The organism is Bifidobacterium hapali, assembly GCF_002259755.1.
Lineage (GTDB): Bacteria > Actinomycetota > Actinomycetes > Actinomycetales > Bifidobacteriaceae > Bifidobacterium > Bifidobacterium hapali.
The window spans coordinates 15,413-29,789 of record NZ_MWWY01000010.1 but is presented as its reverse complement, the minus strand read 5'-3'; the positions used below and the strand labels follow the sequence as shown (position 1 = coordinate 29,789).

At 55.6% G+C, this 14,377-nt stretch carries 12 protein-coding genes; 2 read left to right on the top strand and 10 right to left on the bottom strand.

What is annotated here, in order from left to right:
* Positions 1-58: 58 nt before the first annotated feature.
* Positions 59-499: a chorismate mutase gene (locus BHAP_RS02545; RefSeq protein WP_094729248.1), complete on the bottom strand. Its 441-nt coding sequence runs from the start codon at positions 497-499 to the stop codon at positions 59-61.
* Between the two features lie 520 nt (positions 500-1,019).
* Here BHAP_RS02545 and BHAP_RS02540 point away from each other — a divergent pair.
* On the top strand, positions 1,020-1,535 hold the full coding sequence (locus tag BHAP_RS02540; RefSeq protein ID WP_158216412.1) for a DUF2087 domain-containing protein: 516 nt from the start codon (positions 1,020-1,022) through the stop codon (positions 1,533-1,535).
* Here the strand turns inward: BHAP_RS02540 and BHAP_RS02535 are convergent.
* The gene (locus tag BHAP_RS02535) at positions 1,519-2,004 is read right to left on the bottom strand and encodes an Lrp/AsnC family transcriptional regulator (RefSeq protein ID WP_094729246.1); all 486 of its coding nucleotides are present in this window, start codon (positions 2,002-2,004) and stop codon (positions 1,519-1,521) included. The two genes, BHAP_RS02540 and BHAP_RS02535, sit on opposite strands and share 17 nt — an antisense overlap.
* 230 nt (positions 2,005-2,234) lie before the next feature.
* On the opposite strand from BHAP_RS02535, the gene BHAP_RS02530 reads away from it, so the two are divergent.
* Positions 2,235-3,539, top strand: a complete 1,305-nt coding sequence (locus BHAP_RS02530) for a pyridoxal phosphate-dependent aminotransferase (RefSeq protein ID WP_094729245.1) — start codon at positions 2,235-2,237, stop codon at positions 3,537-3,539.
* Between the two features lie 181 nt (positions 3,540-3,720).
* Here BHAP_RS02530 and rho read toward each other — a convergent pair whose 3' ends face one another.
* The 8 genes from rho to BHAP_RS02490 all read right to left on the bottom strand — a co-directional run bounded on the left by rho (position 3,721) and on the right by BHAP_RS02490 (position 14,367).
* Positions 3,721-6,027 carry a transcription termination factor Rho gene (rho, locus tag BHAP_RS02525; RefSeq protein ID WP_420807703.1) on the bottom strand — a complete coding sequence of 769 codons (2,307 nt, stop codon included), beginning with the start codon at positions 6,025-6,027 and terminating at the stop codon, positions 3,721-3,723.
* A 423-nt stretch (positions 6,028-6,450) separates the two neighbouring features.
* Complete coding sequence (locus BHAP_RS02520) at positions 6,451-8,040, bottom strand: NAD(P)/FAD-dependent oxidoreductase (protein ID WP_094729243.1); 1,590 nt, start codon at positions 8,038-8,040, stop codon at positions 6,451-6,453.
* A 404-nt stretch (positions 8,041-8,444) separates the two neighbouring features.
* Positions 8,445-8,759 (bottom strand): DUF2469 domain-containing protein, encoded by a 315-nt coding sequence (locus BHAP_RS02515; protein WP_033494454.1) that lies wholly within the window; start codon positions 8,757-8,759, stop codon positions 8,445-8,447.
* The gene (locus tag BHAP_RS02510; protein ID WP_094729242.1) at positions 8,759-9,820 is read right to left on the bottom strand and encodes a GNAT family N-acetyltransferase; all 1,062 of its coding nucleotides are present in this window, start codon (positions 9,818-9,820) and stop codon (positions 8,759-8,761) included. The genes BHAP_RS02515 and BHAP_RS02510 overlap by 1 nt, the downstream gene beginning before the upstream one ends.
* 254 nt (positions 9,821-10,074) lie before the next feature.
* Positions 10,075-11,571: an Asp-tRNA(Asn)/Glu-tRNA(Gln) amidotransferase subunit GatB gene (gene gatB / locus BHAP_RS02505; protein WP_094729241.1), complete on the bottom strand. Its 1,497-nt coding sequence runs from the start codon at positions 11,569-11,571 to the stop codon at positions 10,075-10,077.
* Positions 11,572-11,598: 27 nt separating this feature from the next.
* Positions 11,599-13,140: an Asp-tRNA(Asn)/Glu-tRNA(Gln) amidotransferase subunit GatA gene (gene gatA / locus BHAP_RS02500; RefSeq protein WP_094729240.1), complete on the bottom strand. Its 1,542-nt coding sequence runs from the start codon at positions 13,138-13,140 to the stop codon at positions 11,599-11,601.
* A gap of 5 nt (positions 13,141-13,145) precedes the next feature.
* Positions 13,146-13,445, bottom strand: coding sequence for an Asp-tRNA(Asn)/Glu-tRNA(Gln) amidotransferase subunit GatC (gene gatC / locus BHAP_RS02495; RefSeq protein WP_094729239.1), 300 nt, complete (start codon positions 13,443-13,445; stop codon positions 13,146-13,148).
* A 124-nt stretch (positions 13,446-13,569) separates the two neighbouring features.
* Entirely contained in the window at positions 13,570-14,367 is a 798-nt protein-coding gene (locus tag BHAP_RS02490) for a TrmH family RNA methyltransferase (protein WP_094729238.1), read from the bottom strand.
* Positions 14,368-14,377: the final 10 nt, after the last annotated feature.

Here is a 14,377-nt window from a genome sequence, read left to right as displayed (position 1 = left end):
GAGCCGTCCTAGGGTAGTGAATTCATTAACAAATTAATGACGCAGAATACTAGACAGGTTATGCAAATACGTCGAGCACTCCCGGATCTCCACCGGCCGCCGCGATCCGCGCGTGACGTTTTTTCGCTTCGGTCACTACGAACTCACGGTACATTTCGGCGATGTCCGGATCAAGACCAGCGGCCACGGCGATGCGATGTAACCGCTCGATCTGATAGTCCTCGCGCTTGTAGTCAGCCGGCGCGAATCCGGCGCGCGCTTTGAGCACGCCCACTTGCGACGTGTATTTGAACCGCTCGGCGAGCAGCGAGACGATGGCCGTGTCCACGTTATCGATGGACTGACGCAGGGCCTTGATTTTCGCCACAGTTTCAGCGATTTCTGGATGCTCGGCTGCGGCTGCCGAGTCGATCACCGTTTCTGATTCGGGCGTATGCGTTGCGTCGGTTGCCGGCAGCCAGTCACCGCCGTCGGACTGTGATTCTTGCGTTTCGCTCATGATTGAAGCCTATCACTGCCCCCCGCATCCGTCATGCATGTCATCAGCCAATGCGCATGCAAATGCCACATATGAGAGAAAAACGCCACTCCCCCAACCTAGTGGCAGAAAACGCTCGCTCAGACCATCGTCAGTGAGAGAAAACCGCCACGCACCGATGTGAGTGGCAGAAAACGCTCGCTTAAGCATGTCTCAGTGAGAGAAAACCACCACTCGATATGCCGCGTGGCAGAAAACGCTCACTAAGGGGACGCTCAGTGAGAGAAAACCACCACGCTGAACGTGAACCGATCCGCCACGCTGAACGGAGGGGGCTACCTGCCGCCAGCATGAGAGCCGACGAACCAGCCATCGTCGATGATTCCTTTGCAGTTTCCACTCACATGAGCCTATTTACACCGCGTTCGCCCGACGCGCGCGTATTCTTGACTTAGCATATGGCACATTGTATTGCAATACCGCTCGTACGAGGGACGGCATGATGAGAGAACATATTGATACAACACTGAGGGAATGCCGGATGTTGCTGACGATGTTGCGCACTCCAAAACTGAGGCAAATGCTCGTGCGCGTATTGGCCGCGCAGGACGATCAGGATACGCGCAATAACACAGCGAATGCTGCAAATGCTGCGGCAAGTACCATCATCCCAACCACCATCACGGTAGAAGAACCGCTACGTCAACTGAGTTGGCTTCACGATGATGGAACATTGTCTAATGAAGATCTAACTGCAGCCGCAGACGACATCAAGCTACTGCTCGGCGACACGGCGATTCTGGAAATGCCACGCATCACGCAACTGCCTTCAGATAACGCGTCTCGTATCCGTATTCTCACTACCATCATCGAACGAGTCTTCACTAACCTCGGACCACGACCGCAGTTGAGCGAGCCAGAGCTCAACGCGCGACTAGCCATGCTGGTCGATGAAGTAGCCGTCATTCGTCGCTACGCAGTCGATTACGGTATTCTCAAGCGTTCACCAGATGGTTCGGTGTACTGGTATTCCGCCACCGCTAAAAATACGTTTTGAGAATAACAGTACTTTCGGTACTCACTGGCACAGTGCGGTGGATCAAGTTCAGTAATTCCTCAAGTTTGCTAGGCGAGGCGACGCGCACGAGCAGTACGAAACTCGGCGCACCAGCGACTGAATAGCACGAGATAATGCCATCTATATCGTGCAATTTATTCGGAATTTCCGATTCTCGCGTGTAATCGAGCGGCGTTACCGAAACGAACGCACTAATCGGCAGTCCGCTGCGCTCATAATCGATAACCGCCGCATATCCGCGAATAATGCCGCGTTTCTCAAGTTTTTGTACGCGTGACTGTGCAGCCGAAACAGACAGTCCGGTAGCTTTCGCAAGTTGAGACAACGTGGCTCGCCCATCCGCTTCCAGCAGATTGAGAATCGCGACATCCTTGGCATCGATGCCAGCGGACGACGTTACCGGTTCATCCGCGCGGTCTTTATCATCCCGATTATTCTGCACGCTCATGACCAACCATCATAGCCTCGCATCGATTAACCGTCACTTTCGCGCGGCACCATCTCTCACCCAGTCGACTTCGCACATCGACCACGTTATCTCAGTCACGTAATTCATCAGGCACGCACTCACAGCTGCAGCTGACGTCACCAAATATTTTTTACTTATTAACATACTCATTTTCGTAATATTTACTGTTTACGATATTGTTTATAGTAGTTTTAACGAAAGGTGACAGTATGATGACTCCACGACTCGCGCAACAGGCACTCAACATCCCCCGTTCCGGTATTCGCGACGTGTTTGATCGCGTTGAACAAGCTCCCGACGCGATTTCACTGTGCGTCGGCGAGCCGAACGCGACTGCTGCACCGCATATCGTCGAAGCCGCCTGCCGTTCGATTCGTGAAGGTCACACTAAGTACACCAATGTGCTGGGTATCGAATCATTCCGTGCGGCCGTCGCTGAGTATTCACGCAATATCAAAGGACTGGAATACGACCCGAATTGCGAAATTCAGGCGATTGACGGCGCAACGATCGGCTTGTTCCTCGCGTTGAAAGCGGTGATCGACCCCGGCGACGAGGTGATTATTCCCTCCCCGTTCTTCACGTCGTACGATGCGGAAGTCATGATGTGCGGCGGCGTGCCGGTCACGGTCGCGCTCACGCCGGAACATCACATGCAGCTCAATGCTGACGATATTGAGGCTGCGATCACGCCGCGCACGCGCGCAATTATCATCAACTCCCCCGGAAATCCGACTGGCGCGGTGACACCGGCTGACGAGTTGGCACGTATCGCCGACGTGTGCAAGTGGCACGATCTGTGGGCGATTTCCGATGAAGTATATCATCCGTTTGTGTTTGAGGATGGTGCAACGGCGACGGACTCTGCAGCCGATAAAGCTGACAGCGATGACAGCGCTGACTGCGATATCAACGCAGCACCGTTCCCCGCCGCTCCATCGATCGCCGCGGTACCGGGCATGCACGAACGCACTGTCGTCGTCGAAAGCCTGTCGAAAACATTCGCGATGACCGGCTGGCGTATCGGATACCTACTCGGTCCATCCGCGTTGATCGAACAGACCAGCAAAATCGCCGAACTCATGCATTCATCAGTCAATTCAACCGCACAGTATGCAGCCGTCGCTGCGCTCACCGGCCCAATGGACCATGTGATTGCGATGCGCGAAGAATACCGTACGAAACGGCAGATCGTACTTGATAAGCTTGCTGATTGCACTGCCGTGAGACTGATCGAACCGCAAGGTGCATTCTATGCGTTCGTTGATATTCGAGCCACGCGCATGGATGCGGACACGTTCAGTCGACGACTGCTAGATGAGATGCGTGTTGCAGTAGTGCCGGGCGAGGCGTTCGGCGCGGCCGGTGCCGGATTCGTGCGATTGTCGTATGCCGGTGATGCCAACGAATTGCGTGAGGGTGTGCAGCGATTGCGCCGATTCGCCGAAGCGCACGCGGACCCGTTACTCGGACGGCATACACCCGAATTCCATCATTTAACGGTTATGGCGTGAGTTCAAACAGGCCCAAACAGGTCAAACAGACCGTAAGTCAGCACCATGACGATACACATGCTGACTTACGGTCGTTTTGCATGTGTGAAACGACCGTAAGTCAACAGTAGCGACGTCGAACTGCGGACTTACGGCCGGTTTCATCCTGAAAACAGACCGTAAGCCCGCGCAATTCCGTTACTCAGTTGCCGTTAGTGGCCGCTGTCGAACCGGCCTGCTGACTAATCGCGGCGAGAAAATCGCGGTTGGTTGGCGCCTTCTTGAGTCGCGGCACGAGCGTCTGATACGCCTGTTCCGGCTCAAGTCCACCGAGCAAACGACGCAGGCGGTAAATAATCGGCAGCTCGTTCGGAGCCGTGAGCAGCTCCTCGCGACGTGTGCCAGACGCGTTAATATCGATCGCCGGGAACATACGCTTATCCGCCAAATCACGCGACAGACGCAACTCCATATTGCCGGTACCCTTGAATTCCTCGAAGATCACTTCATCCATCTTCGAGCCGGTCTCCACCAGCGCAGAGCTGATAATCGTCAGCGAGCCACCGTTTTCGATGTTACGCGCCGCACCGAAGAACTTCTTCGGCGGATACAGTGCCTGCGCATCCACACCGCCGGAGAGAATACGGCCCGAAGCCGGAGCGGCAATGTTATACGCACGAGCGAGTCGCGTCATCGAATCAAGCAGCACGACCACGTCTTGTCCAAGCTCCACGAGACGCTTCGCACGCTCGATCGCAAGCTCAGCAACGGTAGTGTGATCAGTCGCCGGACGGTCAAAGGTCGACGCAATCACTTCGCCAGCCACCGTACGCTCCATATCGGTGACTTCCTCCGGACGTTCGTCCACAAGCACGACCATCAGGTGGACTTCTGGATTGTTCGTAGCGATTGCGTTGGCAATATTCTGCAACGTGATCGTCTTACCAGCCTTCGGCGGGGAAACGATCAGACCACGCTGACCCTTACCAATCGGCGCAACAATGTCCATAATACGGCCGGTGAGCTTGTTCGGCGTAGTTTCCTGCTTGAGCCGCTCCTGCGGATACAGCGGGGTGAGCTTGGAGAACTGCGGACGATTGGCCGCATCCTCAACGCTCATGCCGTTAATCGAATCAATCGACTGCAGTGGCACGAACTTTTGACGCTGGTTACGACGGTCATTGTCGCGCGGCGCGCGGATTGAACCGTGTACAGCATCGCCCTTGCGCAGACCGTACTTCTTGACTTGTCCCATCGACACGTACACGTCGTTCGGGCCGGGCAGGTATCCGGATGTGCGCACGAACGCATACGATTCGAGCACGTCGACGATGCCAGCAACTGGCACGAGATCTTCCTGTGGCTCCTCACGACGCACTTCGCGGTCGTTCGCGCGCACGTCACCGCGATCTGTGACGCGATCGTTGGCGCGCTCACCTGTACGCTCATCGAAGTCGCGGCCGCGCAGACGACGCTGATGACGGTCTGCAGTACGGTCGGCGTTGCGATCAATACGCGATACTGCCGAACGATCGGCGCCCCGGTCGGTGTTGCGATCGGTGGCACGTTCTGCACGATCGCGATTGCGACGCACAAATTCGCGCTCAGTCGGCTCGTTATCGGACTGCTCGCCGCGGTCCGAACGGTCCGAACGGTCCGATGCAGCAGCGGTCGTAGTCGGCAACGTTGCGAGAATATCGTCGAGATCGCGCACGTCACTGTCTTCAGTTTCCGCAACAGCTGGCTCTTCAACGCGGCGACGACGAGGACGCTCAGCATCCGTCGTGAAGTCACGGCGACGACGATTCTGCTGACGGTCGTCGTTAAACGAGCGACGGTGTTCGGCACGATCGCCAGTCGGTTCGAGTCCGAGATCGTCGAGCAGTAATGCGGACGCTTCTTCTTCACGGCGACGACGGCGCGCAGCGGTCGGCGTGTCGCTCTTCGCAACTTCTGGCAGTTCGATAATCGGCTGTGCTGCTGACTGAGCGGACGATTGGTCTGCGTTATCGTCGTGTGATTCGACAGTTTCAGACGATTCAGCGGTCTTACGAATGCGCGTACGACGTGTCGGCTCGCCGGCCTGACGAGTCACGCGACCGGAATGAGTGGAACGCTTGACTGGTTCCGTTGCAGCAGGTGCAGTGTCGGTTGACGATACTGGACTATCGATGACCGGCGCAGCTGCGGCTGGTTCGTCGACAGATATGGTAGGTGCGACGACCGGCACAGCAGGCTGCACAGTAGGTTCGGAAGGCTCGGTGATCGGCGCAGATTCAGCCGACTGTGCAGGAGCTTGTTCAGATTCCGCAGTCTTGTCAACGTGATTGGCACGTTTTTCAGTCTTGCTGTTCTGCTCGGTACGTGGCGTACGCACGGTGACGCCGGCGGGAGCTTGACCTCCAGAGCGGGCGGCCTGCAATGTGGCCAGTAGTTCGGGCTTACGCATCGTTGACGTGCCTCGAAGTCCCATCTGCTTGGCGAGTTCTTTCAGCTCGGGCAGCTTCATATCTTCAAGATTCTGGCTGGTTGCCACTCGTATTACCTTTCCTTGAGCAACGCCGACATAATGCCGAACTCTGCACTAAGAGAATGATGTGCGGCCAATGCCGCTATCGAATGTTCGCCGCACTCCACGCGTTACGAACTGGTACATACCATACAACTGTGCCCCGACGAATGCAAAAACGGCCCGTCGCACCCGCGACGAGCCGCCCAAAAACTAACTCCCCTTGTCAGACCGTTGTCTACAAACTGCGCGTAGCGCATCCATAATTGCAGGACGAGCTGTCAGCACAGCTGACTGAGGGGTAGTTACATCTTTGGTACGTTCCAAGGGTGTTGACTACCCCTCAGTCGACTTCGTCGACAGCTCCCCTGACAAGGGGAGCCGAGAAAACTCCCTGAGGAAAGGCCGTTAACGCTCCGCCAACTACTTTTCCTCGTGGTAGGACTTTTCGGTGTTGACAGACCACACGTTCTTTTTCGACGTTTTACCGGTTTTAATATTGTTCACGGCTTCAATAGCGGTGGCCATTGAATGGTCCATGTTGTTGTAATGATGCTGACCGTTGCGGCCGACGCAATAGAGGTTGCCGAAGTGGTCGAGATACTCAACGAGCTCATCCATGTGCGAGTAGGTGTCGAAGTAAGCAGGATATGCTTTCTTCACTTTTTCACGATGTGTGTCGAGTACGTCGGCTGGGCTAGCGATGACCTTCATGCGCACCATCTCGTTGATGGCGAACTTGACGCAGTCTTCTTCGCTCATGTTCCAGAACGAGTCACCTTCGTCGCAGAAGTATTCGAGACCGATCCAGACGGTGTCGTCAACATCTTTGACAAGGTATGGGCTCCAGTTGTTGAAGATTTGGATGCGGCCGACGGTGTAGCCGGGGTCCTGCACGTAAATCCAGCAGTCCGGTACGATCGGCGGATTGCCGAGCGTCGGGATAGTGGTCGTGTTCTTGAGTCGCAGTCGCTTGACGAGCAAGCCGACGGTAACGAAATCGCGATATGGCAAGCCGTTCGCAATAGTCGTAATATCCGTAGGCGCAGGCTTGTCGGTACGGTCGATCGCGTTGACGAGATCCTTGATCGGCATTGACGAGATGAACTGATCAGCAGTCAATTCGGTACGGTTACTGTTGGAATCTTCGTAGACGACAGCACTGATATGGCCGCTTTCCTGTCGAATTTCGACGACGTTCGCGTCGGTGATTACCTTGGCACCGTGCGCTTCGCAACGTTTTTCAACGGTTTCCCACAGCTGACCGGGGCCGTACTTGGGGTACCAGAATTCTTCGATCAGGGACGTTTCAACTTCTGAATTGGAACGTTTACGCGGGCTGAGTTTAGCAAACGCGTTTTTGAGCACGCCGAGTACACTCAATCCTTTCACACGCTGCGCGCCCCAATCGGCGGAAATCTGCGAGGGATGACGTCCCCACAGCTTTTCAGTGTAGCCTTCAAAGAACATCGAATACAGTTTGCGACCGAATCGATTGATGTAGAAGTTTTCGAGATTGGTTTCCGGTAGCTTGTGGAACATGGACGCGAGATAGCTGAAACCTGCTTGCATGGTCATGGCAAATCCCATTGCTTTGAACGTGGCTGGTTTCAACGAAATCGGATAGTCAAAGAATCGACCACCGTAGAAAATACGCGACACGCGGTGACGTTTAAGCATCACTTCATCGCTCACTTCAGGATCTGGGCCGCCCGGTTCCATCTCATGCTCACGACCAAGTTTTTTATCATCATAGCTAGGCGCGCCCTGCAACGGCAGCACATCTTTCCACCAGTCCATGATGCGGTTGTCTTTAGAGAAGAATCGATGTCCACCGATATCCATGCGGTTGCCATTGTGTCTGACAGTGCGTGAAATACCGCCGAATACGTGGCTTGCTTCGAGCACAGTCACGTCATACTGTTCAGCGCCGCCGTCCTTGACAAATTCCCAAGCTGCAGTCAAACCTGCAGGGCCGCCGCCGATAATCACCACGGATTGTTTCTGCGTCACGTAAATCTCCTTATAACAAAATCAGCGACAGTTTACCCCACGCCCAAGAAACGCACACCACCCCTGTGCATTTCCTTACATTTCCTCTGAGCTTTCGTACTAGCGGTGACCGGTGAGAGTTGGTACGTATAGTACTGGACACACTCCAGGCCGTTCGGCCAAGTCTTACGGTCCAGTACTATACCTACCAACTCTCACCTCAACTGATATCGAACACTATGCAAGTCATACTACGCACAATGGTACAACTAGCAAGATGGAGGGTGGGATATACGATGCTGGACACACTCAAGGCCGTTCGGCCAAGCCTACGGTCCAGCATCGTATATCCCACCTTCCATCGGCTCACGACTCACGCTGGAACGTAACATTCGCAGCCGTCAGTCAATGTCAATCAGTCAGTGTCAGTGAATGTCGTCAGGAATATCGATGTCAGTTTTCTGTACTTCCTCAACATTGACATCCTTAAACGTTACAATACGTACGTTTTTCACGAATCGGCTAGGACGGTACACATCCCAAACCCACGCGTCAGTAAGCTGCACGTCAAAATACACATCTTGTCCGGCCGAACGTACGTTGAAATCAACTTTGTTTGCCAGATAAAATCGACGTTCAGTTTCGACTACGTACGTGAACAGTTTGATAACGTCGCGGTACTCCTTGTATAACGCAAGTTCCGCATCCGTTTCGTAATTGTCAAGATCTTCCGCACTCATCAGCTCTCCTCAGTATCGCGCTTGCGACTCAATCCGAGATTGCGCCACCACGCGTTTTTTGAAGGCTTACGCTCGGATTGGCCGTAAGGCCAAGTGGAATCCCCGTCGACGGTATCGGACGGCTCGGACGCACGGACAGTTCCGTTCACAGGAGTTTCGTGAGTTGCAGACTCGTGGTTAGTGTCTGTTGCTGGGTCGACATCAGTTCGTGACATATGTTTGTCGTTCGTGCTGACTCGCGTATGATCTTCAGCAGATTCGTTACGACGCTGCTGAATTGCAATGGAATGTTCACGCGCGGCGAGCGCCTCACGCATGCCAGGATTATCTTCGATCACGTGCATGCCGAACGCGTCGAGCGAGCGAATCGGATCGTATTCGTCAGACAGCGTATCAAGTACGATAAGGTCTTGATAGCGGCCGTTTTCCGCATCCCACAATGCATCGCGCGACGAACCAGACTTGACAAAACCGAGCGACTGATACACGGACAGCGATCGTGTGTTCTTTTCAGGCACCGCAACCCAAATACGATGCATGCCCAGCCCGGCTGTTTCCGGCGCGAAACCGTAAGTCATTACGCGCGGCATCATATCGCGCGAGTATCCGCGGCCGCGATAATCCTTGCCAAGCACGACTTGAATACGCGCTGATCGCGCCCAACCGTCAACATCGATCAGGAAGATCATGCCGATCACATTGTCGGTTTCTTGCGCATCAATGTGACCGTCATCATCGTGATCGGAATCGGTGAGCACCGCCCATGCGATCGTGCGGCGAGATTCCGGGTCACCTACGCCGGACTCGGATGCGGCAAGACCTTGCGTCCATGCGACGGAGCGGCGCACCCACGCGTGGACGACAGCGCGTTCAGCTTGCTCATCTTTGCCGGTGATTTTTGAAGCGTTGTAGTAGGCGTCCAGCTCATCCAATCGAGGTAGATCCTCGATGGTCGCCGGGCGCAGGTGCACCATTTCGCCTTTGATCTCGGGAATGGTGATCTGCGGTGGCAATTCGCGCGAGATTTCCTGATACAACGGCGTTTCGGCGGTTTCAGACATTCGTTCTTTCCTCAACATACGCTGGCAGAAGTCGGTACAGAAGATATCCTACCTGCCTGATCGTTTGCTGGGAAGATTGACGTCACATATACACCAACCGCTCATAAACGCACCCATACTAATTGCGGCTCCCCTTGTCAGGGGAGCTGTCGTTGCAGACGACTGAGGGGTAGTCACACTCTTGGAACGTTCCGCAAGTGTGCTACCCCTCAGTCAGCTGCGCTGGCAGCTCCCCTACATGCGCGTATCCGCGCTTACTTGAGCTTGGCGCGCACGATCGCGGTGACAGCCTTCGCGTCAGCCTGACCGCGCGTAGCCTTCATCACCGCGCCGATGATCACGCCCATCGGCTTCATGTTGCCGCTCTTGAGCTTCTCGACAACATCCGGGTTAGCTGCGAACGCCGCGTCCACGGCCGACTCGATAGCGCCCGTATCTTCGACGATCTTATAACCGTGCTTGGCAACAACCTCATCCGGCGTGCCTTCACCAGCAAGTACGCCAGCGATGGTCTGCTTGGCGAGCTTATCGTTGAGCTTGCCGTCAGCGATCAGCTTCTCAACCTCAGCCACGTCAGCCGGCGTCACCGGTAGTTCTTCGAGCGAAACACCCTTAGCATTAGCTTCGCGGCTCAGCTCGCCCAGCCACCACTTGCGAGCGCCAGCCGCAGACGCACCAGCTTTGACCGTGTCTTCGATCAGGTCGAGTGCATCCGCGTTGAGAATGTCGCGCAGCTGTAGATCGGTGAGGTTCCATTCAGCCTTGAGTCGGTTGCGACGTTCGCGCGGCATCTCCGGCATCTGGGCTTCAATCTCAGCGATGTGTTCCTTGGTGATGTGCAGCATCACGAGATCTGGGTCCGGGAAGTAACGGTAATCGTCCGCATCAGACTTGACACGGCCACCAGCTGTGGTCTGCGTTGCCTCATCCCAGTGGCGAGTTTCCTGCAGGATTTCCTTGCCTTCGTCGAGACGCGCGGCCTGACGGCGAATCTCATACTGGATAGTCTTTTCGATGCCGCGGAACGAGTTCACGTTCTTGGTTTCCGAACGCGTGCCGTACGGCGCATCAGTAGACGGTCGCAGCGACACGTTCACATCAGCGCGCATGTTGCCCTGCTCCATACGAGCGTGGGAAATGCCGAGTGCACGCACGATATCGCGGATCGCGCGCATGTACGCGCCGGCGATTTCCGGAGCACGCTCGCCCGCGCCTTCGATCGGCTTGGTGACGATTTCGATCAGCGGTACGCCAGCACGGTTGTAGTCGACGAGCGAGTGATCCGCGCCTTCGATGCGACCGTCAGCACCACCGACGTGCGTGTTCTTACCGGCGTCGTCTTCGATGTGTGCACGTTCGATCGGCACGCGGAAAACAGTACCGTCTTCGAGCTCGACGTCGAGGTAACCGTTGCCGTTGGTCGGCTTGTCATACTGCGAGATCTGATAATCGCGCGGCATGTCCGGATAGAAATAGTTCTTACGAGCGAACTGGCTCCACTCTGCGATTTCGCAGTGCAGTGCAAGACCGAGCTTGATCGCGTAGTCGACAGCCGTCTTGTTGACGACTGGCAGGCTTCCCGGCAGGCCGAGACTTACCGGAGTCAGCTGCGTGTTCGGTTCGCCGCCGAATTCGATGTGTGCTGGGCAGAACAGTTTCGTGTTCGTGCACAGTTCGACGTGGGTTTCGAGGCCGAACACCACATCGTATTTCTTCGTGGCATCGGCGTACTTCATCAGTTTTTCAGCCATAGTGCTTATTCTCTTTCTTCCGATGCCTTATTCGGCGGCGTTCAGCCACGGGGTCTTCATGGACTGCCAGATCGGGCCGCCCCACGCTTCGTCGAGTGCTGCTTCGAGTGCGGCAGCCGGCTTGTACATGACTTCATCACGCTGTTGCGGTGCGATGAACTGGAAACCAACCGGCAGACCATCGTCTGACAGGCCAGCCGGAATCGACATAGCAGGCACGCCGGCAAGGTTTGCCGGGATGGTTGCGATATCGTTCATGTACATGGCAAGCGGGTCGTTCATCTTCTCACCGAACTTGAACGCGGTGGACGGGCTGGTCGGAGAGACGAGCACGTCGGCCTTTTCAAACGCGTTGTGGAAGTCCTGAATGATGAGCGTGCGGACCTTCTGCGCAGAGCCGTACCATGCATCGTAGTAACCGGCGGACAGTGCGTAGGTGCCGAGGATAATACGACGCTTGACCTCGTCGCCGAAACCGGCTTCACGAGTGTAGGCCATCATGTTAGCCGCAGTCTGTGGGACGTCTGCCGGCGGCATAACGCGCAGACCGTAACGCATACCATCGTAACGAGCGAGGTTCGAGCTGACTTCGGACGGCATGATGATGTAATACGCGCCGAGCGAGTACTCAAAGTGCGGGCAGGAAACCTCAACGATTTCGGCGCCCATCTCCTCAAGCTTCTTCACCGCATCGTTAAAGCGTGCTTCAACGCCGGGCTGGTAGCCGTCGCCACCAAGTTCCTTGATAAGGCCGACTTTCATGCCCTTCAAGTCGCGCTTGGCGCCTTCGCGTGCGGCAGCGACCATCGGACGCGGACCTTCAGGAATTGACGTTGAGTCGCGGCGATCATGACCGCCGATGATCTCCTGCAGCAGTGCGGAATCAAGCACAGTACGCGACACCGGACCGATCTGGTCGAGCGAAGAAGCCATAGCGATTGCGCCGAAACGGGAAACGCCACCGTACGTCGGCTTGACGCCGACAGTACCGGTTAATGCGCCAGGCTGACGAATCGAGCCACCAGTATCAGTACCGAGGGCCAGCGGAGCCTCGAATGCGGCGACTGCGGAGGCAGAACCGCCACCGGAACCGCCTGGGACACGCTCAGTATCCCACGGATTATGAGTGGTCTGGTAGGCAGAATGCTCAGTGGACGAGCCTTGTGCAAACTCGTCGAGGTTGGTCTTGCCGAGGATTGGCATGCCAGCTGCCTTGAGCTTTTCAATGACGGTTGCATCGTACGGCGGCACCCAGCCTTCGAGAATCTTCGAGGCTGCGGTTGTTTCAATGCCCTTGGTGACGATCATGTCCTTAATAGCGATCGGCACACCAGCCAGTTCAGGCAGTTGGGCTTTTTCTTCAGCTGTTTTCGCGTCGAACGCGTCAGCCTGCTCGCGTGCCACGTCACCAGACACCTTCAGGAATGCCTTGATGCTTGGCTCAGCGGATTCGATCACTTCAAGATGGGCGTCAACCAGTTCACGGCTGGAGACTTCGCCGGCCTTGATCTTGGCGGCCATATCGGCAGCGGACAGTTTGACAAGTTCGTTAGTTGCTTCGTTGGTCATGTTTGTCACTCCTCGCTTCCTAGAATGCGCGGCGCGACAAACATGCCGACCTCAGTCTTCGGAGCGCCAGACAGGGCTTCAGCCTGCGTGAGCGGCGTTTCAGCCACGTCCGGACGCAGGTAGGCTTCCAGCGGAATCGGATTAGCAGTCGGTGGCACGTCGTCAGAAGCGACTTCCTGTACCTTATTAATAGAGTCAGCGATGACGTTCAGCTCGCCCTGCAGACGGGTGATTTCCTCATCGGTGAGCGCGATTCGGGCGAGATCGCCCAAATGCTCAATTTCTTCACGTGTGAATGTAGGCATGCGCCCCACTATACGAGCCGTTTGTGACACGCCACCCACATTGTCTCACTCCACTGCACACCAGACGTGCCACGCCCGGGTCACATAGTGTCATCGTATGCTGGCACCTTCCGTCTGCCTGATCTCACAGATGCTGAGCGATGTAGCTGTGCATGGCTACGGCAGCTGCGGCTCCTGCATTGATGGAGCGCACGGAACCGAACTGGGAGATGTAGACGACATCATCGGCTAACTCGAGTGCTTTATCACTTAAACCTGGGCCTTCAGCACCGAAGAGCATGAGGCAACGCTTCGGGAACTGGTAGCCTTCAATTGGTACTGCGCCGGGAATGATGTCAAGCGCAATGACTCGTGCTGCTTTGAGAGAGTCGATGCGCGCATCAATGGCAGCAATCTGTTCAAATGAAGCATGATGAGCAACAGCCGCTTGTGCATCCGCTTGAGCTGATGCGATTTCGCCTGCGATACGATGACGCCAGCATGTGACCAGCTCGTCAATAGACGGATGATTTTCGACGTGCTGATACAGCTCGGTCATCAGTGCGCCTTTGCGGTTCCATTTATGTGGGCCGACAATATGAACGCGTCTTGCGGTAAACGCGTTAGCAGTTCGCACCATTGAGCCGATATTGAAGTCGTGTGTCCAGTTCTCGACAGCAACTTCAAAATCATGACGACCACGCGCATCGAGATCGGCTTTGATGGCTGCAATCGACCAGTATCGATACCGATCAAGCACGTTACGTTGATCACCATCATCAAGCAGTTGCGAATCAAACCGTGGGTCAAAGTTAGGAGACGAGGGGTCGTCCGGACGCAGCTCTCCCGGATGCTCGTCAGTCCAAGGACCGACACCAATCTGCCGGAATGTTGGTTCACCTGACATCTTTGCCGCAAGCGATACAGGGTTAGGGGTATGCATACAACTCGTT